At 69.4% G+C, this 23298-nt stretch carries 15 protein-coding genes and 2 tRNA genes; 7 read left to right on the top strand and 10 right to left on the bottom strand.

All coding sequences use genetic code 11. The features are described from left to right. Positions 1-43 precede the first annotated feature (43 nt). From AAGI91_00305 to AAGI91_00270, 8 genes are all read right to left on the bottom strand, one after another. Positions 44-2263 (bottom strand): DUF5916 domain-containing protein, encoded by a 2220-nt coding sequence (locus AAGI91_00305; protein ID MEM1041046.1) that lies wholly within the window; start codon positions 2261-2263, stop codon positions 44-46. Next, positions 2260-3960: a PepSY-associated TM helix domain-containing protein gene (locus AAGI91_00300; GenBank protein ID MEM1041045.1), complete on the bottom strand. Its 1701-nt coding sequence runs from the start codon at positions 3958-3960 to the stop codon at positions 2260-2262. The genes AAGI91_00305 and AAGI91_00300 overlap by 4 nt, the downstream gene beginning before the upstream one ends. Positions 3961-3972: 12 nt before the next feature. Beyond that, positions 3973-4260 (bottom strand): hypothetical protein, encoded by a 288-nt coding sequence (locus AAGI91_00295; GenBank protein ID MEM1041044.1) that lies wholly within the window; start codon positions 4258-4260, stop codon positions 3973-3975. Beyond that, entirely contained in the window at positions 4257-4637 is a 381-nt protein-coding gene (locus AAGI91_00290; GenBank protein MEM1041043.1) for a hypothetical protein, read from the bottom strand. The genes AAGI91_00295 and AAGI91_00290 overlap by 4 nt, the downstream gene beginning before the upstream one ends. A 217-nt stretch (positions 4638-4854) precedes the next feature. Beyond that, complete coding sequence (locus AAGI91_00285; GenBank protein MEM1041042.1) at positions 4855-5130, bottom strand: hypothetical protein; 276 nt, start codon at positions 5128-5130, stop codon at positions 4855-4857. A gap of 31 nt (positions 5131-5161) precedes the next feature. After that, positions 5162-5518 carry a DUF6686 family protein gene (locus AAGI91_00280; GenBank protein MEM1041041.1) on the bottom strand — a complete coding sequence of 119 codons (357 nt, stop codon included), beginning with the start codon at positions 5516-5518 and terminating at the stop codon, positions 5162-5164. 11 nt (positions 5519-5529) lie between these two features. Further along, positions 5530-7905 (bottom strand): TonB-dependent receptor, encoded by a 2376-nt coding sequence (locus AAGI91_00275; GenBank protein ID MEM1041040.1) that lies wholly within the window; start codon positions 7903-7905, stop codon positions 5530-5532. Continuing rightward, a complete protein-coding gene (locus tag AAGI91_00270) occupies positions 7902-9347 on the bottom strand; it encodes an FG-GAP-like repeat-containing protein (GenBank protein ID MEM1041039.1) in 1446 nt (481 codons plus the stop codon). Before AAGI91_00270 ends, AAGI91_00275 begins: the two co-directional genes overlap by 4 nt. Before the next feature lie 658 nt (positions 9348-10005). Here AAGI91_00270 and AAGI91_00265 point away from each other — a divergent pair. After that, positions 10006-15039, top strand: a complete 5034-nt coding sequence (locus tag AAGI91_00265) for a chemotaxis protein CheB (GenBank protein ID MEM1041038.1) — start codon at positions 10006-10008, stop codon at positions 15037-15039. Between the two features lie 84 nt (positions 15040-15123). Beyond that, positions 15124-15786 (top strand): response regulator transcription factor, encoded by a 663-nt coding sequence (locus tag AAGI91_00260; protein MEM1041037.1) that lies wholly within the window; start codon positions 15124-15126, stop codon positions 15784-15786. A gap of 1070 nt (positions 15787-16856) precedes the next feature. Here the strand turns inward: AAGI91_00260 and AAGI91_00255 are convergent. Both AAGI91_00255 and AAGI91_00250 read right to left on the bottom strand, forming a co-directional pair. Beyond that, positions 16857-16931: transfer RNA gene (locus tag AAGI91_00255), tRNA-Val, on the bottom strand. 82 nt (positions 16932-17013) lie between these two features. Then, positions 17014-17086: transfer RNA gene (locus AAGI91_00250), tRNA-Gly, on the bottom strand. Positions 17087-17294: 208 nt separating this feature from the next. Here AAGI91_00250 and rpmH point away from each other — a divergent pair. The 5 genes from rpmH to mnmG all read left to right on the top strand — a co-directional run bounded on the left by rpmH (position 17295) and on the right by mnmG (position 23297). Further along, positions 17295-17450 (top strand): 50S ribosomal protein L34, encoded by a 156-nt coding sequence (rpmH, locus tag AAGI91_00245; protein MEM1041036.1) that lies wholly within the window; start codon positions 17295-17297, stop codon positions 17448-17450. 4 nt (positions 17451-17454) lie between these two features. Then, positions 17455-17901 carry a ribonuclease P protein component gene (locus AAGI91_00240; protein MEM1041035.1) on the top strand — a complete coding sequence of 149 codons (447 nt, stop codon included), beginning with the start codon at positions 17455-17457 and terminating at the stop codon, positions 17899-17901. Between the two features lie 66 nt (positions 17902-17967). Next, positions 17968-19794, top strand: coding sequence for a membrane protein insertase YidC (gene yidC, locus AAGI91_00235; GenBank protein ID MEM1041034.1), 1827 nt, complete (start codon positions 17968-17970; stop codon positions 19792-19794). Between the two features lie 5 nt (positions 19795-19799). Further along, complete coding sequence (mnmE, locus tag AAGI91_00230; GenBank protein ID MEM1041033.1) at positions 19800-21248, top strand: tRNA uridine-5-carboxymethylaminomethyl(34) synthesis GTPase MnmE; 1449 nt, start codon at positions 19800-19802, stop codon at positions 21246-21248. Between the two features lie 120 nt (positions 21249-21368). Beyond that, the gene (gene mnmG / locus AAGI91_00225) at positions 21369-23297 is read left to right on the top strand and encodes a tRNA uridine-5-carboxymethylaminomethyl(34) synthesis enzyme MnmG (protein MEM1041032.1); all 1929 of its coding nucleotides are present in this window, start codon (positions 21369-21371) and stop codon (positions 23295-23297) included. Position 23298: the final 1 nt, after the last annotated feature.

Below are 23298 nucleotides of genomic sequence, written 5' to 3'. Positions count from 1 at the left end.
GACAGTGAGAGACACGTCCGGGTCGGGACCCGGTCCGGGACGGTCAGATGAGGACGAGGTACGTCAGCTTGACGACCGCGAGCCGGTCGCGGAAGACGACCGTCCGGCGCGGGTCCAGCGGGTCGTCTTCGCCGAGGCCGTAGGCGGTGTTGAAGACAAGGAACAGGTCGCTGCCGGGCGTATGGATCCAGTTGAACCGGACGTTGGCCCGGAGCTGGCGCGAGAAGTTGTCGTACTGCAGGAGCGTCCGCCCGAAGAGCGCGCGGCTGAACGCCGTCCGCACCGACACCGAGCCAACCGTCGCCGCGAACGGCCCGTTCCCGAGGTCGATCAGCGAGTGCTCGACCTCGCCGCTGAGCGAGAACCCGGCCGAGGGCCGCCAGCCCGCCCCGGCCTCGACCTCCAGCCGGCGGCCCGAGAAGAACCCGCCGACCTGGACCCCGGCCCCGACCGAGACGGCGCGGCTGTCGTCGGTCTCGCCGAAGACGAACGCCTCGGTGAACCCGTAGTCGCCGGCCGGGACCGTCTCGCCGTCGCGGATCGTGAAGGGCTCCTCCAGGCGCTCGAAGACGCGGCGGACGCCGAGGCCCACCTGGTCGTTGTTCGCCGACTCGGCGAAGCCTTCGACCTCGAACTCGGACGACTGGAGCGCGCCGTCGAGCCCCCAGAAGACGGTGCCGTCCACGTCGCCGCCGACGCGCTGCAGCCCGAGCGGGCGCTGCGCGAGGGGCTGCCGGAGAAACGCGCGGCCGAAGACCCGCCGGTAGTCGCGCCGCCGGACGAACCCGAGCGCCGGCGCGTACCGGCTCCCGACGCTCCGAAACGCGCCTTCGACGCCGACGCGGTCGTCTGCGAGCCGGCCGTAGACCGACCCGGCCGCGCTGCGGAGCGCGGGGTCCGAGTCCCAGACCTGCGTCGCCCAGCCCCGGACCACGCTGTTGCGCCCGACCCGGACCTCGCCGTCGAGGCCGGCCGCCGTGTTGCGCTGCCCGCCGCGCGCGAGGTTGGTCACGATCCCGCCGACCGTCGTGCGCGGGAGCACGTCGGCGCGGAGGCGGGCGACGGTGTTGTTGGCCGAGGCCGCGCCGAAGAGGTCGCCGAGGCCGGGGCCGGTCTCGATATTGAGCATCCCGAGCGAGAGCGGGCCGAGCTGGCCCGTCAGCCGCGCCCCGGCGAGGATCGACTCGTCCAGCCCGATGCGGCGCGAGAAGAACGTCTCGGCCGCCTCGGAGGACCCGTGGGCGAACAGGCCGGCGCGCTCCAGGAAGAACTCGCGCTGCTCCGGGAAGAACAGGCTGAACCGGGTGAGGTTGATCTGCGCCGCGTCGGCCTCGACCTGGGCGAAGTCGGTGTTGACCGTCGCGTCGAGCGTGAGGCTGGAGGTGACGCCCCACTTGAGGTCGAGGCCGGCGTCGACGCTCAGCTCGGCGTCCTCGGCGGGCAGGCTGAGGTCGGGGCGGGCCTGCTGGGCGCCGGAGATGGCGTAGGGCTTGACCTCCAGGTTCTGCCCGCGCCGCACGCCCCGGAGACCGCGCAGCAGGCCGTACTGCGAGACCGTGGCGAGCGCCTCAAAGCTCGACCCCCGGTCCAGCCCGATCGCGGGCCACATCACGCGCTCGTTCTTGCGGCTGATCACGCGCGAGAACATCAGCCCGAAGGCGAGGTCGTCGCCCTCGGGAAACCGGAGCTGCCGGAACGGGATCGCCACCTCCATCGACCACCCCGTCTCGTCGATCACGGTCTCGGAGCGGTAGACGGCGTCCCAGGTGAAGCTCTCGAACCCGATCTGCTCGTCGGTAATGAGCGCGTCGTCCTGCGTCCCGAGCGCGTTCATCTCGAAGAGGTAGGCGTTGCGCCCGTCGCGGTAGGTGTCGAGGCCGATGAGGACGTGGTCGTCGTTGCCGTTGGGGCCGCCGCGCTCGAGGTTGCGCGCCCGGATCAGCGCCGGCGTGCGGTCGAGGTTGCGGAAGGCGAAGTAGAGGTGGTCGCGGTCGTAGGCGACGCGGACCTCGGTGTCCTCGGTCGCCGCCGCCCCGGTCTCGGGCCAGACCTGGGTGAAGACGGTCACGGGCGCGACCCGGTCCCACAGCGCCTCGTCGAGGTGCCCGTCGATGCGCGGTGCCTCGTCGGCGAACGTGGCGGTGACGACGCGCTCGGTCGGCGGCGGCGGCACGGGCGCGGCCGTCTGCGCCGACGCCGTCTGCGCCGACAGCGCAGTGGGTAGCAAGAAGGCGAGCGCGGCGAGGAGCAGGCGGCGCGTCACGAAGGGGCAGGGATAGGTCCGGCGGGGGCCGCCTCGGCGGTCGCGCCGTCGCCCGCGAGGGCCGGGGCGAGGGCGTCGGGCCTAAGCCGCCGCGCCGTCCACAGGAGCGCCGGCCCCATCAGCAGGAAGCCCACGTCGACCGTGACGAGGCCCCACAGCCCGCTCGCAGCCGCCGTCCAGATCCACATCCCGCCGAGCGCCCCGCCCGCAGGCGGGACGAGCAGGCTCAGCGCGCCCGCGAGGCCGAGCTGCCAGCGCGCCGCCCACACCGCCGACGGCCCGGCGAACGCCGCCACCGTCAGCGCGCCCCACGCGCCGAAGAGCGCGACGTTCTCCCACGTCTTGAGGCTCGGCAACTCGATGGGCAGCGCCGCCGTCGTCAGAAACAGCACCGGCACCGCCACGGCGAGGCCGCAGCCGACGCCGACCGTGAGCCGCGCCAGGAACCGGTGTAGCTTCGGCGTCGCGCGCGGGTCCTTCGGGCGGCGGACGAGCACCCACAGGATGTTGCCGGTCAGGATGACGGCGGCGGTGGCGAGGGCGAGGAAGAAGTAGAGCACCTTCGCCACCGGCGTCCCCGGCCCCATCCGCCCGTAGTGGAGGTTGACGAGCGCGGCGGTCGTCCCGCCGAGCGCCGTGCCGCGCGTCGGGTTGTTGGCGGCGAGAACCTCGCCGGTCGTCGCCTGGAGGATGGCCTGCGGGCCGGCGGTGAGCGAACTGGCCGCCTCGCCGAAGACCTGGACGATGCCGGCCTGGTCGCCCCAGCCGTGGACGCTCATGAAGGTCGGCGCGACGGTGCCCTCCCACGACGCCGGGAGGGCCTCGACGTACTCGGCGAAGGACAGCATCTCGGCGGCCTCGCCGGTTGGTTCGTGCGGCGGCATCTCGTAGCCGTTTACGATGGGGTCGATGGCTTCGAGGTCGCCGCCGAAGACGACGAGGACGGTCGGGGCAAGCAGGATGATGAGAAGTGCGAGGAAGGCCCCCGAGATGGCGTACATCGCCGCGAACGGAAGTCCGATGAGGCCGAGGACGGTGTGGGCGTCGGCGAGGGCGTCGCGGAGCTTGCCGCGCGGGCGGAAGGTGTGCCAGTCCTTCGGGAGCTTCCGCAGGTGGATCAGGATGCCGCTGGCGACCGCGAGCAGGAAGAAGACCGCGATGAAGCCCGCGACGAGTTCGCCCCAGAACCCGGCCTGCCCGAAGAAGTGGAGCTTGTAGAGGATCTCCGAGAGGTCGCTCCGAAAGCCCCGCCCGTCCTCGGCGATGACCTCGCCCGTCTCCAGGCTGAGCGTCGCCGTGACGGCCTCGGTCGTGTCGCCGACCGGCGTCCGGTAGCGGACGGAGTAGTAGGCCCGCTCGCGGAAAGGGAGGTTCACCTGCACGTCGGTGCCCTGCGCGGGCGGGCGCTCGGCGAAGAGCGGAGCCACGGCCTCGTCGACTGTGACCCCGGCCTCGGCGACGCGCATCGCAGGGTCAGCCCAGGCGTGGAGTTCGCCGCGGTAGAGTGCGTAGGCCCCAGCGTAGAAGATCACGAACAGCCCGAGGCCGATCACGATGCCGGTCACCGAGTGGGTGTCCCACAGCAGCTTGAACGCGCGCGGCCCGACGAGCTTTTGCTGCTTCGCAGGCGCGGCCTTCCCCTTCGCCGGCGTGGGCGGACGTGCGGGCGGGGAGGGCGGACGGCGGACCGTCTCCATGGCGGGGCGGAGCTAGAGGAAGTAGGCGGTGGCTGTAACGGCCCCGAGGACGACGACGGTTCCCCCCACGCGGAGCCACGCCCCGCGCCCGCTCGGCGCGAGCACAGCCCACACGCCGAGTCCGATCCACACCGGCGCCGAGAGCACGACGCCGAGCGCCACCGCCACGCCAATCGGCACGCCGAGGTCCGGCAGCACCGTCCCGAGCGCGAGCCCGAACAGGACGAAGCCCAGAAAGCCGCCGAAGAAAACAGCCGTGCCCTTGCCCCACCCCTCGCCTTTGGTCCAGTCGTGTTTCACGGCGCGGAGGGCGGACGCGTGGGCGGGCGTTTGGGGGTGCGCGCCGGAGGCCGCTTCGGCGGGAGCGTCGGCCCCCGGCCGGCCGCCTTCGGCTGTGGTGCTCGCTGACGCACCGGCGGGGTCGCCTCGGGCAGCAGGAACGGACCCGCGAGGGCCAGGGCCGACGCGGCAGCGCTCATCACCACCAGCACCAGCACCGGGCCAACCGACGACCCCGTCGCCGCGAGGGAGACGGTGAGGGCCGCTACGGTCAGCACGCCCCCCGCCACGCGCATCGCACGCGGCGGCCCGACCGCCTCGGACTGCCGGCCGGGCGCACCGACGTAGAACGCCCCGTAGGCGGCCGCGGCGAGGAGAAGGGCGAGAGCGAGGAGCATAGTAGGAGGATACGCAGACGGCGGCGCAGGAGCAACGGCCGAGGACCGGGTGAGGAGGAATCGGGAGAACGGGAGGAATCGGGGGAGCGTCAGTGCGCGTCTGTCCCCTTCGTTCCATTCCCCCACGCTGCCCATTCCGCACCGAAGGTGCCTACACAGAGGGTGTGGGCGAGCGCGGCGGAGGACGGGCTCGGAAACGGGCGGCGCGGCGTGCGGCCTACAGCTCCGGAGCAAACAGGGGGTCTGCCATCGCGGCGGCCGACGCCGCCGACATCGCCACCGTCGCCACGATCACCGGACCGAGGCCGGGGCCGAACGCGATGACCGAGCAGCCCAGCGCGAGCACGGCGGCGGCTCCGCCGGACCAGCGCAGGCGGCGCTGCGGCAACGCCTCCGATGGCTCCGTGGGGATGGCTGCGTAGAGGCAGCCGCAGGCGACGAAGGCCAGCAGCACGGAGAGCACCGTCAGAAGCGCGGAGAGCAGGCTGAGCATCGCAGCGGCGAGGGGTTAGGGTCAGAAGGGGTCAGCCGGGCGGGCTGCCGGTCGGGTCCAGGGCGTCATCGATCAGTCCGTCCAGTTCGTCCATCGCCGCCGCGCCGTCGAGCAGCTCGCGAAGGTCGTCCACCTCCTCCTGCGAGAGCAGCAGCCCGATCTGCCGGTCCGGCGTGTGGAGATGGTAGCAGCACTCGTTCGTCTGCGGGTCCGCGCCGGGGTCCGGCTCCAGCATGCGGATCAGGGCGCAGAAGTCCTCGAACCCCTCGCGGCTGTGTGTGAAGACGACGGGCCGGAAGAGCACGTTGAACCACCCGCAGTGCTCGCAGCGGAAGACGGCACCGCGGTCGGTCTGGAAGAGCGGGTCGAGCGGATGGGAGCAGTTCATGGCAGTAGAGGCTAAAACCGGGCGCTGAGTTCGATCCCGAGCCGGCGCTCGCGGCCGACCGAGGCGAAGGCGTCCGCATTGCGGCTCGTGAGGTAGTCCGTGTCGAGGGCGTTGTCGGCGAAGAGGGTGAGCGTGAAGCGCGCACCCTGGACCGGCGGCGACTCGTAGCCGAGGCGGAGGCCCAGCAGCGTCCGCTCGTCGACGGTCGAGAGCGTGTCGTTGCGGAGGCCTTCGGTGCCGGCGCTGGGGTTGCTGAAGTAGCCGCCGGTGTGGGTCACGCGCGCCGAGGCCCGGAGCCCAGTCGGGTGCTCGTAGGCGACGCCGAGCGCGCCGGTGAAGCGCGGCGCGCGCGGAAACTCGTTGCCGCTGAAATCGCCCTCGGCCGCGACGAAGTCGTCGAGCTCCGTGCGCAGCCAGCCGCCCGAGCCATAGACCGAGAGCCCCTCGCCGACGAACACGCGCGGCTCGAGCTCGAACCCGTAGGCGAACGAGCTCCCCGCGTTGCGCGTCACCGTCAGCGGGAGGCCCCCTGCCAGGAGCGTGTCCTCGACCGCGATCTGCTGGTCGGTGTAGCGGTAGTAGAAGGCGTTGGCGTTGACCGCGAGCCGGCCGCCGAGCCAGCGCGAGCGGTAGGCGAGGTCGACGTTCCACAGGTACTCCGGGTCGACCTCGTAGACCTCGCTCGTGCTCGGCTCGGTCGCGGCGAAGCCGGCGCGGAAGCCGCGCGCGGCGGTGAAGGCAAGGCGCTGCGTGGTCCCGAAGAAGTCGTCCAGGCCGTAGGCCAGCCCCAGCTCCGGCAGCCACGCCTCGAACGTGGTCTCGACGTCCGTCGTGTCGTCGCGCAGCAGGTCCACGACGAAGTCGTCGAGCGTCGTCCGGGTGTAGCGCAGCCCGGCGATCGCCGTCAGCCCGCCGATGACGCGGAAGCGCCCGCTCGCAAAGGCGTCCCGGCTGACAGTCCGGCCCGCGCTCTCGATCTGCTGGAACGGGAGCACCCCTATCGCGACGTCGGAGTCGCGGTCGTTGTCGAAGCGCCCGTAGAAGACGCCGGCGGTGCCGGAGAGCCGCTCGGCGAGGGGGCCGCCGGTCGGGGCGTAGGTGGCCCGCACCTCCTGGGTAAGCGACTCCTCGGCGCGCAGCTCGTCCCGCATGAAGTTGGACGAGTCCGGGGTGAAGATCTCGGTGTCGCCCACGGCGCGCGCGGTGATGGACTCGACCTGCAGGCCGGAGCCGAGGTCGAGCGTGGCGTTCGCGCCGTAGCTCTCGAGGCGGGTCTCGCGGAACTCCAGGCTCGGCGGGAGGTCGGCGACGCGCGCGAAGAAGTCGGGGCCGGAGACCTGGGCGCTGCCGGGCTGGTCGAACGAGGTCGAGGCGCTGACCAAGATCGTCAGGCCCTCCAGCACATCGGGCTCGACCAGGAGCCGCCCGCGGAGGTTGCGGTACTCGGCGTCGTCGAGGGTCTCGTTGCCCGGCGTCGTGAATTCGATCCCGAACTCGTCCGTGGCGAGCTGCCCGCTCACGCGGAACGCGAGGCGGTCGGTGATGAGCGGCCCGCCGACAGCGAAGGCACCCTCGCGGCCCTCCTCGGCGTCGGTGATGAGGCGCGCGCGCGCGGCCCAGCCGTAGGTCGGGCGCGCGGTCTCGATCACGACAGCCCCGGCGACGGCGTTGCGGCCGTAGGTCGCCGACTGCGGCCCGCGCAGGACTTCGACCTGGGCGAGGTCCCACAGCCCGCGCAGGCCCCGCCGCGTGGCGATGCTGGTCTGGGTCACCCCGTCGATCACGACCTGGACCGAGCGGATGTCACCCGACGGCTGCGTCAGGCCGTCGGAGTTGATCCCGCGCAGCGAGATGCTCTTGCGGTTGTCGGCCTCGACGAGGTTGACGTTGCCGACGAGCGCGATGGCTTCGGCGAGGTCGTTGACGCCGAACGCCTCGATCTCCTGCGGCGAGAGCACGCCGACGCTGGCGTAGGTGTCCACGAGCGAGCGCTGCACCTTCTGCCCGGTCACGACGACCTCGCCGAGCGCCGCGAGGTCGGGCCGGAGCGCGAGCGCGAGCCGCGCCGTCTCCCCGGCGCGCACCGCCACCGACCGGGTCGCCCGCTCGTACCCGAGCGCGGACACCGCGAGCGTCTGCTCACCGGCCGGCACCGCGTCCAGCGCGAATCGCCCGTCGATCCCGGACGAGGTTCCGAGCGGGGTGCCCTCCACGACGAGGTTGACGCCGGGGACCGGCGTGCCCGTCTCGGCATCGGTGACGCGCCCCTCGATCTGCCCTGTCGCGGGCTGGGCAGCGGGTCCCTGCGCGAAGAGGATGCACAGCAGCCACGCAGCCAGCAGGACCGGCGTGCTCGTGGCCCGGACCAGCAGCGGAGCGCGCGTCATCGCACCACGGTGAGGGGGTGAGAAACAGACCCCTGCAACCCGTGCGCCTGGAGGAGGTAGACGCCGGCCGGCAGCTGGCTTGCGTCGAGGCGCAGCGGGTGCAGGGTAGTCGTGGGGCCGTCGTGGAGCACGGCCACCTCGCGGCCGAGCACGTCGACGACGCGGACGCGGACCGCGCCGCCGGCCTCGCCGCGCAGCAGGACGGTGGCATCGGCACCCACGGGGTTCGGGTAGACGCTCAGCCCGAGGTCCTCGCTCGGGGCCGCGCCGTCCTCGGACGAGACCGGAAAGCCCTGGCTCGTCTTGCGGTAGAACCCGCTCGTCCCGCCCCGGTCGATCGTCACCACGTCGCCGTCGCCGTCCTGGTCGATGTCGCCGATGAGGATGTCCGTGGGGTCGGAGCCGGTGACCACCGTGTAGGGCTCGGTGAAGCGGCCGCTGGCGAAGTTCAGGTAGATCGTGAAGCGCGACGCCTCGGCCGCCCCGATGTCGACGTCGCCGTCCGCGTCCACGTCGCCGAGGTCGAGGCGCGTGGCCCCGGTCGCCGCGTCGGTGACGGTGAAGCGCGACCCGAAGCCGCCGGCCCCGTTGCCGGCGTAGTAGGCGATCACGCCCGACGCCCCGGCTGCGACGGCGTCCGGGTTGCCGTCCCGGTTGATGTCGGCCACCGCCACGTCCTGGGCCGAGGCGAGCGCGGCGTCAATCACGACGGGCGCGCCGAACGAGCCGCTGCCAGTGTTGAGGAAGGCGAGGACCTCGCTCTGCGAAGCCGTCAGCACGTCGAGGTCGCCGTCGCTGTCCACGTCGGCCACCGCCGCGCCCTCGACGTTCACGAGCCGGTTGGGGGCCGCAATCGTGCGGGCTGTCCCGAAGACGTCGGCCCCGTCGCCCGGGTAGTAGACGGCCTGGCCGGTGCCCGAGGCGTTCGTGAAGAAGGCGGCGATGTCGAGGATGCCGTCGCCGGAGAGGTCCGCCACCTGGACCACGCGGCCGGCCTGGATGCCCGTGGCTAGCTCCTGCTCCACCGTGAGCGGGACGAACGGAAAGCCTTTGTTGATCAGCGTCGTGATCGACGCCGTCCCCTGCCCCGTCCGCGTTCCGAGGACAACGCCGTCGACGGGCTGGAGGCCGCCCCCGACAAAGTCGGCGATGGCGAAGCCGGTGATCTCGGTGTAGACCTCGCCGAGCCCGCCCGGAATCGGCACGAAGTTGTCCCCGAAGCCGGGCTGGTAGAGCGGGAAGGTGACGTCGCCGTTGGACGATGAGCTTCCGGCACTGCCCCCGCTGGCGATGGCGAGGTCGAGCGTCGGGGCGAGGTCGAGTTCGGTGAACTGCGCCGCGGTGCCCGTGGGGATGCTCATGGGCTGCACGAGCGTGTAGGGCTGCTGGGCAAGCGCCGCCGGCGCAGCGAGCAGGGCGAGGAGAAGGGCGAGGCGGGGCATGGAGCTGGGCGGCCTATTGTTTAGACCCAATCTAGATAAGACCGGCGTCGGATGCCGTGCAGATTACGCGAAGGTGCCCCGCACGCGCCGGTTTCGCCGGCGCGCGAGCCTCGCCCCGAACGCGAACAGAACAAGCTCCCGCGAGACGAAACCTTGCGGGGTCTCGGCGTGGGCGCGTCCAGCACCGCGGCCACGCCGTCCCCGTCGTCAGTCCCAGCGAAAGGGCCGCAGCGAGACCGAGCGCTCGCTCGTGAAGCGCAGAGAACGGACGCGCCGAGGCGGACGCGCGAGCAGGGCAGTATTCGCGACGGGCCCTACTGCGACGGGTGAAGCTAAGCCTTGTCTGAGATTGGAGATTCGCAGGCGAACCGACGGACTGGAAGCTGCTCGGAAGGCGCGCGAATCCGCAGGATCAGGGAGCGTAGCGACCTCACCAGACGTAGCGCCAGCTACGGCGATGTAGCGCAACGTAGCGAGCGGATCGCAGGCCGAGGTGGAGCCCGGAGACCGAATCTCAGACAGGCCCTAGGTGAATGGTGCGTGTTTGACTCAGACATGTGCCGGGGTTATCGTTATGCCCTCCAGCCACAGATGCGCCGGAGCCATGCGTACCCGGCTCTACGGTCTGCGGCAACACCCACCACCCGGGCCCCGTCTCATGAATCGCGATACCCGCTCTAACGCTCCCGACTCGTCCAGTCCACCTCTGGACTCGCCCCCCTCGGAGGACACGCCGTCCACGGAGGCCCCGTCCCCGGAGACGGCGAGGCCCGATGACGCTGCAGCGGGGGGTGTCGCGTTCCCGGTCGTGGGCGTCGGCGCGTCGGCGGGAGGGCTGCGGGCCTTCCAGGCCTTCTTCGAGGCCCTCCCGGTCCAGCCCGGCATGGCGTTCATCGTCGTGCAGCACCTCTCACCGGACCACGAGAGCGAGCTTGCCGAGCTGCTCCAGGCGAAGACCGACCTGGAAGTGGCCCAGGTGGAGGACCACCCGGAGATCCAGCCCAACCGCGTCTACGTCATCCCGCCTGGGAAGAACCTGGAGGTGGCGGGCAGACGGCTTCGCCTCTCCGATCCGCAGCGGGCGCGCGGCCACCGCTCCCCGGTCGACCTGTTCTTCCGCTCGCTCGCCGAGCACCTCGGCGAGCGCGCCGTCTGCATCGTACTCTCAGGGACGGGCTCCGACGGCACGCTCGGGCTGAGGGCCGTCAAGGAGCGCGGCGGGCTCACGATGGCGCAGGACCCCGCCGACGCCGAGTACGACGGGATGCCGCGCAGCGCCATCGGCACCGGGTTCGTGGACCTCACCGGCACGGCGGCGGAGCTAGCGGCCAAGCTCGTCGAGGTGCGGCGGGCGGCGGATCTCGCGGACCTCCCCGGGGACGAGGAGGCGCTCCCCACCACCGACGCCGAGGCGCTGCACCGGCTCCTCACGCGGCTCCAGGAGCAGACCGGCCACGACTTCCGCGACTACAAACGCTCGACCATCCTACGCCGCATCGGGCGGCGGATGCAGATCGTCGGCGCGGAGGGGCTGCCCGCCTACCTCCGCCTCGCGCGCGACAACCCGGAGGAGCTGCACGACCTCATGCGGGACTTCCTCATCTCGGTGACCAACTTCTTCCGGGACCGCGACGCCTTCGAGAAGCTCGAAGCCGACGTCGTCCCCGCGCTCTTCGAGGGGAAGCGCGCCGGCGACCAGGTGCGCGTCTGGGTGGCCGGATGCGCTACGGGCGAGGAGGCCTACTCCATCGCCCTACTGCTCAAGGAGCACGCGGCCACGCTCGACTCCGCCCCCGACCTCCAAGTCTTCGCCACCGACATCGACGAGGAGGCGCTCGAGTTCGCGCGCGAGGGCCTCTACCCGGACGCCATCGCCGCCGACGTGAGCCCCGCGCGGCTCGGCCGCTTCTTCGAGGAGAACGCGGACGGCTACCGCGTCCGGCCGGACCTCCGCGAGACCGTGCTCTTCGCCAGCCACAACCTCATCCACGACCCGCCGTTCTCGCGGCTCGACCTCGTCTCGTGCCGCAACCTGCTCATCTACCTCCAGCGCGACGTGCAGGCGCGCGTCTTCAGCGCCTTTCACTACGCGCTCCGGCCGGGCGGCTACCTCTTCCTCGGGTCATCGGAAGCGCTGGACTCGCTCTCGAAGACGTTCCGCGACGTGGGCAAGCGGGAGCGCCTCTTCCAGCGGCGGGACGGCGTCGCGGCCACGTCGACGTTTCCCGTGCGGAATGTAGATGTGCCGCGTCCCGCTGACCGCAGCGACACGGGGGACGGCCCCATTGACGAGCGCTCGCTGATGGAGCGCTACCGGGACTGGACGCTCCGGCGCTACGCGCCGTCCCGGCTACTCGTGAACGAAGACTACGACATCACGCATGTGTTCGGTGAGGCCGGGCGCTTCCTCCGCGACCGGGAAGGACCGGCCACGCAGAGGGTCACCGAGAAGGTGCAGCGTGCGCTGCGGCTCGATCTGCGCGGAGCGCTCTTCCGGGCCTTCGAGGCACACGCGGTGACGGAGACGCTGTTCCAGCGGATAGAGGTCGCCGGGGAGGACCGGATCGTGCGGATGCGCGTGGGGCCGGTCGAGGAGGACGGGTTCCCAGAGCGCCTCGTCGAGGTCGCCTTCCTGGAGCTCGATCCCGCCTCGACGCGGCTGCTCGGGTCGTCGGTGCCCGACGCCCACGGGGCCGACGAGGACCCGCGCGTCCCGCGCCTGGAGGAAGAGCTCCGGGTCACGCGCGCGCACCTCCAGGCCATGATCGAGGAGCGGGAGACCTCGAACGAAGAGTTCAAGGCCTCGAACGAGGAGCTGCGGTCGATGAACGAGGAGCTCCAGTCCACGACCGAGGAACTGGAGACGTCGGAGGAAGAGCTCCAGTCGATGAACGAGGAGCTGCGCACGGTCAACCAGGAGCTCAAGAACAAGATCGAGGAGCTGGGCCGCGCCAACAGCGACCTGCAAAACCTCATCGCCTCGACCGACATCGGGACGCTCTTCCTCGACCGGCACCTGCACCTGAAGCGGTTCACGCCGCGCGCCGACGAGCTCTTCAACGTGATCCCGTCCGACGTGGGGCGGCCCTTCGCGCACCTTTCCCACCGCCTCGACAGGCAGACGCTGCCTTCAGGGCTACCGCTCCCCGCACTCGCGCAGCGCGTGCTGGAGCAGCTCGAACACGTCGAGGAGGAGGTGCAGGACCGGGACGGGCGGTGGTTCCTCTTGCGGATGCTGCCCTACCGCACAGAGGACGGCCTGATCGACGGGGTAGTCGTCACCTTCGTCGACGTCGACGCGACGAAGCGCGCGGAGCAGCAGGCGGCACGGCAGGCGCGCCAGCAAGCGGCCGTAGCCGAGCTCGGTCGGGCCGCCCTCGGCGGCGGCGCGCTCGATAAGCTGATGCGCCAGGCCGTCGAGGCCGCCGCCGCCGCCGCCGAGGCCCCGCTGTGCGAGGTGCTCGAACTCGGCACCGACCGTGAATCCCTGCTCCTGCGCGAAGGGGTCGGGTGGGACGACGGCCTCGTCGGCAGCGCGCGCGTCCCGAGAGGCGGCGGCTCGCAGGCCGGCTACACCCTCCTCACCGACGGCCCCGTGCTCGTGGCGAATGTCGCCGAAGAGGCCCGCTTCAGCGCGCCGGCGCTCCTCACCGAGCACGCGGTGGCGAGCGGCATCAGCGTCACCATTCCCGGGCCGGGCGCATCGCCCTTCGGGGTGCTGGGCGTCTATCACCGCACGCCCGGCCACTTCCAGCCCGAAGACATCGGCTTCGTGCAGAGCGTCGCCAACGTGCTCAGCGCCGCGCTGCAGCGCGACCATGACGAGGCCGTGATCGCCTCCCAACTCAGCGAGATCGAGGCCGTCTACGACACCGCGCCGGTGGGGCTCGCCTTCATCGACCGAGACTACCGCTTCGTTCGCATCAACCACCTCCTCGCTGAGATCGACGGAAAGCCGATTGAGGAGCACCTCGGCCGCTCCGTCCGCGAGGTCCTCCCCACGCTAGCCGACCAACTTGAAGCGCTCTATGACCGCGTGCTTGACGGCGGCGAGTCGGTCCTGAACGTCGAGATCCGAGGATCCACGCCCCGCTACCCCGGCGAGGAGTGCATCTTCCTGGCGAGCTACGTCCCGCAGCGCGTCGAGTCGCGCATCGTCGGCATCAACGTCGTCGTGCGCGACGTGACCGAGCTGATCCGCACCCGGGAGCGGCTCGCCGAGAGCGAGCAGCGGCTCCAGCTCGCCCTCGAAGGAGGCCGGCTCGGCAGCCTCACGCTCGACCCGGAAACCGAGACGCTCTCGTTCGACGCCCGCGCCGCCGAGATCGCAGGGCTTCCCGAGACCGTGTCGCTGGAGGCCGGCTTCGAAAACGTCCATCCCGACGAACGCGCCCTCGTCGCCGACGTCATCGCGCGGGCGCTCGACCCCGGCGACGAGCAGGACGCTTACGACTTCGAGCACCGCCTCAACCGGGACGCGACGCGCTGGGTGATCTCGCGCGGGCGGTGCTTCTTCGAGACGGACGAGGAGGGGCAGCGCCACCCCGTCCGCCTCGCAGGGGTCGTCCTCGACGTGACGGCGCGCAAGCATGCCGAGGAGGCGGCCGAGCGTCGGCGTACGGAGATATCGAGCATCTACGAGTCCACGCCGGTCGGCCTGTGCCTGCTCGACCGCGAGCGCCGGTTCGTGCGCATCAACCAGCGCCTCGCCGAGATCCAGGGCCGCTCCGTCGAGGAGCACCTCGGACATGTAGCCTACGACCTGTTTGGCGACATCGCCGAGGAGGTGCGGCCCAACCTGGAAGGCGTCTACGCGACGGGCAAGGCCCAGACGAATGTGCTCTACTTGCTCCCGGTGCCCTCGTCGCCCGACGAGCGGCGGGACTGGCTCGTGAGCTACCACCCCATCCTCGACGAGGAGGGAGCCGTAGCCTACGTGAGCGTCACTGTGCAGGAGGTCACCGCGCTGAAAGAGACCCAACGCCGGCTCGAAGCGCTTACGGCGGAGTTAGAGGACCGCGTCCGGGAGCGCACGAAGCAGGTCCGCACGCTCGCCAACGACCTCACCGAGGCCGAGCAGCAGGAGCGTCGGCGCATCGCGCAGGTGCTTCACGACGACTTCCAGCAGTACCTCTACGCCCTGCAGATGAAGCTGGAGCAGATCGGCAGCGCGGGTTCGCAGGCGCAGGCCCAGCCTTTCGTGGAGCGCGGCATCGAGATTCTCGACGAGGCCATCCAAGCTGCGCGGACGCTCACGGTCGACCTCAGCCCACCCGTGCTGGCCGGTGAAGGGCTAGACCGCTCCCTCGAATGGCTGATCGCGCGGATGCGCGAAGCGTACGGCCTCGACACGGCGCTGCACGTGCGCAGCTACGCCGAACTGGACATGAGCGTCCACGTGCTCCTCTTCCAGTTCGTCCGCGAGTTGCTCTTCAACGTGGTCAAGCACGCCGGCGTGGACGGGGCTGACGTGACCGTGGAAGCCGACGGGGAGATGCTGCGCGTGGAGGTGGCAGACCACGGGCGCGGCTTCGACGAGGCGGCGCTGCAGCACGACCGCGACGAGGAGCGGGCAGGCTTCGGGCTCTTCAGCGTCCGCGAGCGCCTCCACCTCATCGGAGGGACGCTGCAGATCGTCTCCGACGCTGGCAACGGGACGCGCGTGATCCTCCGAGCACCGCTTCGGGTCTAACGCTGTACTGGCTGAACTCATCCGTCGTACATTCGCGCCCCTGTCTACCCCCACCCGCGGTCCCCCTGCGACAGCGATACCGCCATGGCCCGCCGCATCTACATCGTCGAGGATCACCCCGTCATGCGCGAGGGGTACGTGAGCATCATCAAGGGCGAGAGCGACCTGGAGGTGTGCGGCGAGGCAGCCATGGCAGAAGAGGCATTCGCTTCGATCCCGGACCTGAGCCCGGACCTGGTCTTGCTCGACCTCTCCCTGCCCGGCATCAACGGGATCGAACTGCTGAAGCGACTGCGCTCCGTCGATTTCGAAGGCTACGTGCTCGTCGTGTCCGCACACGACGACGTACTCTACGCCGAGCGCGCGTTCTCTGCCGGTGCGAACGGCTACCTGATGAAGCAGGAAGCACCGAGGGCCATCATCGAGGCGATCCGTCATGTGCTCGGCGGCCGCGTCTTCGTGACGGAGTCGTTTCGAGATGTGCTGATGACGCGCCTCATGGGCCGCCCCGGTGGCCTCGGTGACACCGGCGGAATCCCTGGTGTCGAGCAGTTGACGGACCGCGAACTCGAAACCTTCGAGCACGTCGGAGGCGGCCTCACGAGCAAAGAGACGGCAGAGCGGATGCAGATCAGCGTCAAGACGGTCGACAGCTACAAGCAGAACATCAAGCGGAAGCTGGGGCTGTCGAGCGCTACAGAGTTGCTCCAACAGGCTGTCCTCTGGCGCGAATCCTCACTGCGCTGACGAGCGGCGGCTCAAGAGCTGTCCGAGGTCGCAGCGCCTCCGTGCGGCCCCAACGGTGTTCATCTCTGCAGGCACATCGAGGCTCAGCAGCGTTCACGACGTAGCGGATGCGTCGGCTGCCTGCGCTACGCGGGGCACGAGGGGAAGCATTCGCTCGGTCTTCTCGTCCGACCCCCTGACTGCCGGATACGCGAGGGTGACCCACTCCAAGGAAGACGCACCATTCGAGGACGGCGCACCCCCCGGCAGTTCCGAGGTAGGGGCCGTCGTCACGATGGACACGAACCGGTTGATTTCGAGGGTGTCCAGGATGTCAGCCAGGTACTCCCTGACTGTTATCGGACGCTGAAGGCGGAATGACCAGGCGCTAGCGTAGTGCGCTTCGAGAAGGCTGACAGCCTCCGTGATCGGAACCTGCTGAGCGGGGGAGACTGCGGGGGCCTGCCGGAGCTTTCCGCTGCGTCGCACGACTCGAGCGGTGGTGTCGCCCGTGCTGGAAGACTGGCGAGCGTGCTTCACGCGTCTGCGCGAGAGGCTGTCGGAAGGAAGCCGGTCGACCGAAATCTTGTCTGTAGCCATGTGGGTCCTCAGTTAGCGCGCCAACAGAAAGGAAGGAGGATGCCGCGAAACCCTGCATGCGGTGTAGCCCCCAGTGAGATGGACCCGATAGTAGCGCTGCAAGCGACCACGCATGACCGAGCCATTTCGCAAACGCGGTACAGGTATTTTCTGAACATATACAGACTCATACGAAGTGTTGGGATACTCGCGCAAATCTGCCTTGGCATATGCATGCGAAACCAGCATCAAGACATCAGAAGTCTGTCTACCGATTACCGGAACCCGCTACGGACTACCACGAGCGTGCGCAGTCCTATCGATGCTGGCCTCTTCGCCGACAGCGGCACTGCTGACCACGCCGACAGCGACCTACTCCCTCGCAGCTTCGCCCGTGGGGACTGAGCTGAGCAAAGACCCTCTACCGTCGCCCGGTGGCGAACCGGCGGAGTCCAACAGGCGAGGGCGCGGCTGCTTCGGCAGCCGTGCCCTCGCTTGTCTTGGTAACTCGGTGGGCAGTGAGGGACTCGAACCCCCGGCCCCCTCGGTGTAAACGAGGTGCTCTAAACCAACTGAGCTAACCGCCCTGGTGAAACGACGAGTGACGAACGACGAGTGTCGAACAGGCGGCCTCTCGGTATGCGGCGCTCGTCACTCATCGCTGTGCAGAGCGGGAAACGGGACTCGAACCCGCGACCCTCAGCTTGGGAAGCTGATGCTCTACCAACTGAGCTATTCCCGCGCTCTGCGCCGGCCTCGGCGGAAGCGCTCCGCGGGCCGGCGTGCAGGGGGGCAACTTAATCGCATTCTCTGCGAAAGTCAACGGCCGGGCCGGCTCCTCCCCTCCCCTTCCGTATGTTTCTACGCTCCGCTCGCCGCATCCCGACGCCGGACCGCGCGCGCTGCCCGGAAAGCTACGTCACCGCTCCGCCCCACGCTTCGTACCTGTCATGAAAAGAACCTACCAGCCGAGCCGCCGCAAGCGCGCCAACAAGCACGGCTTCCGCTCGCGCATGGCCTCCAAGAACGGCCGCAGCCTCCTCGCACGCCGCCGCGCCAAAGGCCGCAAGCGCCTCACCGTCAGCGACTCCAAGCCCGGCAAGTGATCCGGTGGCCGGCCCGCCGACCCAGGAGACTGGGCACTACCGGCTTCCGCGCGCGGCCCGGCTCAAGCGGCAGCGCCTGATCCGGCCGCTCTTCGACCGTCGCCGGAAAGACGTACACGCGGTCCGGGTCGGCACGCTCCTGGTCCGCTACCGACTCGCCGCGCCCGAGGACGTGAGCTTTGCAGTACCGCTTCAGGTTGGCTTTGCGACGGGGCGGCACCTCGGCTCGAAGCCGACGCGCAACCGGATCAAGCGGCTGCTGCGCGAGAGCTTCCGGCTCCACCAGCAGACCCTTGCCGACGCCTTCGCGGACCGACCGGAAACGCTGACGCTCATGGTGCTCTACCGAGGCCGCACCGAGGGAGCCAGCGCCGCGATCCGCCGCGACCTACCCGAGGCGCTCTACCGCATCGCCGCCGACTTTGCCGAGCCCTCCCACCAGGAGGCGTAAACTCCACACCCAAGTGAAACGGCCCGCACGCGACTCCGTACCGCGCTCGAACCTGACGAACCTCGCATGTCACTGAACCAGGAACCGGGCCTCGACCGCACCGGCGTCATCGGGATGATCCTCATCTCGATCATCATGGCCGTGTGGCTCGTCTACTTCAGGCCGCAACCGCCGCCGCCCGGACCTGCGGATTCTGCACGCCCAGACTCGCTCGAAGCCGCCGAATCCGTAGCCCCACCGGAGGTCGGGCCGGACGAAGGCATAGTGGTGCCGGTCGACTCGGCGTTTGCAGCGGTCACCACGGGCGAGGCGCGGGCGATCACGGTCGAGACGGACCGCTACCGCGCCGTGTTCTCGACCCAGGGCGCGACGCCGACTTCGTTCGTGCTGAAGAACTACAACGTCGCGGGCGAAAGCGGCGCGCCGGTCGAGATGGTGTCGTCCGAGGACGGGGCGCTCGCGCTCGCCTTCACGCCGCCGCAGGGGCGCTACCTCGACACGCGCGTGCTCTTCTTCGAGACGCCCGGTCTGAGCAGCGACCGGCTCGCCGTCACCGACGCGCCACGCGAACTGAGCTTCGAGGTTGCCCTGCCCGGCGGGACGCTGCGCCAGACCTACACCTTCTCCCCCGACACCTACGAGATCGGCCTCCGCGTCGAGGAGGTCGGCGGCACGCTGCTCTCGGCGTCCGGCGGGTACGAGATCGCCTGGGACGGGTCGATCCCGTTCGCCGAAGAACTGAGCGGGCTCGACGCGACGGCGTCCGGGGCCTACGCCCGCAGCGGCGGCGAAGTCGAGAAGATCAACCTGGCCTCGGACGCGGCCGGCTCGCAGCGGCTCAACGGAGCCGTCGACTGGGTGGCGGTCAAGAACAAGTACTTCGTCGCCACCGTCCGCCCAGAGTCGCCCTCCGACGGGGCCGAGCTTGAAGGCAACCGCGTCGGCGAGATCGGCGACCTCGAGTTCGCCGAGGACTTCTCGGCCCGGCTCGACATGCCGCGGCCTCGGGGGGAGGCGAACGACTTCCGCCTCTACGTCGGCCCGATGGAGTTCGACCGGATCGCGGCGTTCGATCCCGACCTCTACGACGTGATCGACTACGGCTTCGGGGCGTTCATGACGCGGCCCATCGCCAAGTACATCATCTCCCCGTCATTCCGCTTCCTTGGCGGCCTGCTCCCGAACTACGGCCTCGTCATCATTCTGTTCGGCATCCTCGTCAAGCTGCTCCTCTACCCGCTGACGAAGGTGTCGTACAAGAACACGGCGCGGATGCGCGAGCTGCAGCCGAAGATGGAGGTCATCAAGGAGAAGTACGCCGACGACCCTCAGAAGCAGCAGGAGGCGATGATGAAGATGTACCGCGAGACGGGCGTCAACCCGCTCGCCGGCTGCCTCCCCCTCCTCCTCCAGTACCCGATCATCATCGCGCTCTGGCGCTACTTCCAGAACTCGATTGTCATCCGGCAGGAGTCGTTCCTCTGGGCGGCCGACCTCTCGGCCCCGGACCCGATCCTGGGCCTGCCGTTTGCGATCCCGTTCTACGGCGACTTCGTGGCGGGCTTCACGCTCATCATGGGCCTCACGATGATCGTGCAGATGAAGGTCTCGATGCCGGACAGCGGCGGGACGCAGGCGAAGGTGATGATGTACTTCCTGCCGCTGATCCTCTTCGTCGTCTTCAACCGCCTCGCCTCGGGCCTCAGCCTCTACTACCTGACCTTCAACGTCCTGACGATCGTACAGCAGAAGCTGATCAACAAGGAGGTGGAAACCGCCGCCGCATCCGGCGACGCCCCGAAGGCGAAGAAGCCGAGCCGCAACGGCCGGGCCCGCGCGAAGACGAACGGGCAGGCCACGAAGCGGAAGAAGCCCCGCGCCAAGAAGTCGTAGGTCGCGTGGTCCTAGTCGCTGACACGATTGCCGCGATTGCCACGGCGCGGGGCCGCGCAGCCCTCGCCGTCGTCCGCTGTTCCGGCCCCGAAGCCGTCGCCCTCGCTGACCGCCTGTTCCCGTCGAAGGACCTCGCCGCGGCCGGCTCGCACACGGCCCACGTCGGGTTCGTCACGACGCCCGAGGGCGAGCGGATCGACCAGGTCGTGGTGACGCTGTTTCGAGCGCCGCGCTCGGCAACGGGCGAGGACGTGGTCGAGGTCACCTGTCACGGCGGCGACGTGGCTCCGCAGCTCATCCTCAAAGCACTCCTCGATGCCGGGGCACGCCTCGCTCGGCCCGGCGAGTTCACCGAGCGCGCCTTCCTGAACGGCAAGCTCGACCTCGCGCAAGCCGAGGCCGTGGCCGACCTTATCCACGCGCAGTCGTCGCTTGCGCACCGCGTCTCGCTGAGCCACCTGCAGGGTCGCTACTCCGAGGCCGTCGCTGCCGCCCGGCAGGAGTTGCTCCAAACCTGCGCGCTCGTGGAGCTAGAGCTGGACTTCGCTGAGGAAGACGTCGAGTTCGCGGACAAAGCCCAACTCGAAGCGCTCCTCGGCCGCACGGCCTCCCTCCTCTCGCGGCTGCTCGACTCGTACCGCCTCGGCGCGCTCGTGCGCGACGGCGTCCGCGTCGTCATCGGCGGCCGGCCGAACGCGGGCAAGTCGACGCTCCTCAACGCGCTCGCCGGGCACGACCGCGCGATTGTCAGCCCGACCCCCGGCACGACGCGGGACGAGATCGAGGCTGAGGTCGAGATCGGCGGGCTCAGCTTCCGGTTCGTCGACACCGCCGGGCTGCGCGAGACCGAAGACGCCATCGAAGCCGAAGGCGTCCGCCGCACCCGCGACGCCATCGCCCGAGCCGACGCGCTGCTCTACGTCTTCGACGCCACGCTCGGCCTCGACGCTGAGGAGCGCGACTGGCTCGACTGTTTCACGGTGAAACGTAGCGAAGGTAGACTCAACGAAGCTCAACGCAGCGAAGTAGAGGTGGAAGCAGCCACGCAGCCCGGGCCGCCGATTCTGCTCGTCGCTAACAAGCAGGACCTGCTTGAAGAGGCTACCGACGACGCTGCTTCTAGCTTTCCCCTTTTCTTCGTCTCGGCGCGCCATGCGCTCACCGATGGAGAGCTGCTGGACCCACTGCGGTCCTGGCTCGTTGATGCGGTGCTCGGCGACCTGTCGGACGCCGAGGCTACGCCGGTCGTGGTCAATCAGCGGCACCGTCAGCACCTCGGCCGGGCGCTCGACGCGGTGCATGCCGCGGGGCAAGCACTGGCAACCGGGGCCACAGGCGAAACGCTCGCGCTCGACCTCCGCACCGCCCTGCACGAACTCGGGTCCATCACCGGCGAGATCACCAACGATGACGTGCTCGGTGCCATTTTCTCGCAGTTCTGCATCGGGAAGTGACCTTGCGTGTTTCACGGTGAAACGGCTTCTCCGGCGCTCCAGCGCACCACCGCACATAGTAGTCCCGATTCAAGACGTTAGTATTTTCTTCTCAACAACCGTCTTTACGACTTGATCGTTATGCTTAATCCCGACCAGTTCGATGTGATCGTTGTCGGCGGTGGCCATGCCGGAGCCGAGGCTGCACATGCTGCTGGCCGCATGGGTGCCCGCACGCTGCTCATCACGATGAGCCTCGAAGCGCTCGGGCGGATGTCCTGCAATCCCGCGATCGGCGGCATCGGCAAAGGCCAGATCGTCCGCGAGGTCGATGCACTCGGCGGGTTGATGGGCCGCGTGGCCGACCGCTCCGGGCTTCAGTTTCGGATGCTGAACCGGAGCAAGGGACCGGCGGTCTGGAGTCCGCGCGCCCAGAGCGACCGCACGCTCTACGCCACCGCGGTCCGCGAAGCGCTCGAAGCCGTCCCTACCCTCTTCTTCCGACAAGACATGGCAACGGACGTGCTCGTCGAAGACGGTCGCGTGACCGGTGTGGAGACGCAGACAGGCCAGGTCTTCCGCGCCCGGTGTGTGATCCTCACGAGCGGCACCTTTCTCAACGGCACGATCTACATCGGCGAGCAGCAGCATGGCGGGGGTCGGGCGGGCGAGCGCGCCGCCACGGGCATCAGCGCAAGCCTGGAGCGGCTCGGCTTCGAGATCGGACGTCTCAAGACCGGCACCCCACCCCGCGTCGACGGTCGCACCATTGACTACGCCAGCCTGGAGGAACAGCCCGGCGATGAGACTCCGAGCCCGTTCTCGTTCATGACGGACGCGCTCCCGAGCCAGCAGCGCTCGTGCTGGCTGACGTACACCACTCCCGCCGTTCACGAGACACTCCGCACAGGCTTCGACCGCAGCCCTATGTTCGCCGGCCGGATTCAGGGCACGGGGCCTCGCTATTGTCCGTCGATCGAGGACAAGATCGACCGGTTCGCAGGCAAGAGCCAGCACCAACTCTTCCTCGAACCCGAGGGGTGGGACACGTACGAGGTCTACGTCAACGGCTTTTCGACGTCGCTGCCGGAGGAGGTCCAGATTGCGGCCCTCCAGCAGGTACCGGGCATGGAGTACGCCCATATGCTTCGTCCCGGCTATGCTATCGAGTACGACTATTTCCCGCCCTACCAGCTCCGTTACAGTCTCGAAACAAAGGCGGTGCGAGGTCTCTTCTTCGCTGGGCAGATCAACGGTACGACGGGCTACGAGGAGGCAGCTGCCCAGGGCCTCGTCGCCGGCGTCAATGCCGTCCGGCACCTCGGCGACGCCGGCCCGCTCGTCCTTCAGCGCTCGCAGGCGTATGTCGGCGTCCTCGTCGACGATCTCGTGGCTAAAGGCACCGAGGAGCCGTACCGGATGTTCACCTCGCGCGCCGAGCACCGCCTCCTGCTCCGGCAAGACAACGCCGACCAGCGCCTCACGCAGCTCGGCTACGACCTCGGCCTGGTCTCCCGTGAGCGTCTCGACCGAGCGCACGGGAAACGGGAAGCGCTCACCGCTACCCTCGCAGCGCTCCGGGCCACGCCCGTCGCACCCGATGCGGCGAACGGCTATCTCGAACGGGTTGGCACCGCGCCTATCGCCACGCCTGTTCGACTCGACCGGCTCGTCTCCCGTCCCGAGGTCTCACTGCCCGACCTGCTAGAGTTCCTCGGGCAGGAACATATCGTGACGCCCGCTCCGGGTATGGAATCCACCGCTCATCTAGCAGAGGTCGAGATCAAGTACAGGGGTTATCTCGACCGCGAGCAGGAGCTCGTGGAGAAGATGCACCAGATGGAAGGATGGACCATCCCATCTGGTGTGGACTACGGTGCCATCAGCAGCATCACGATGGAAGCACGCGAGAAGCTCACTCTCATTCGCCCGGACACGCTAGGTCAGGCCTCGCGCATCAGCGGGATTAGTCCGGCCGACATCTCTGCCCTCACGGTTTTGCTCAAGAGCGGTCGTTTCACAAAGAGCACCCCCAGTGTTTCACGTGAAACACAGGTTCTCCCCTCGTGAA

The organism is Bacteroidota bacterium (genome assembly GCA_038746285.1).
Classification (GTDB): domain Bacteria; phylum Bacteroidota; class Rhodothermia; order Rhodothermales; family JANQRZ01; genus JANQRZ01.
The sequence above is the reverse complement of the archived record's forward strand: the minus strand, read 5'-3'. Positions and strand labels throughout refer to the sequence as shown.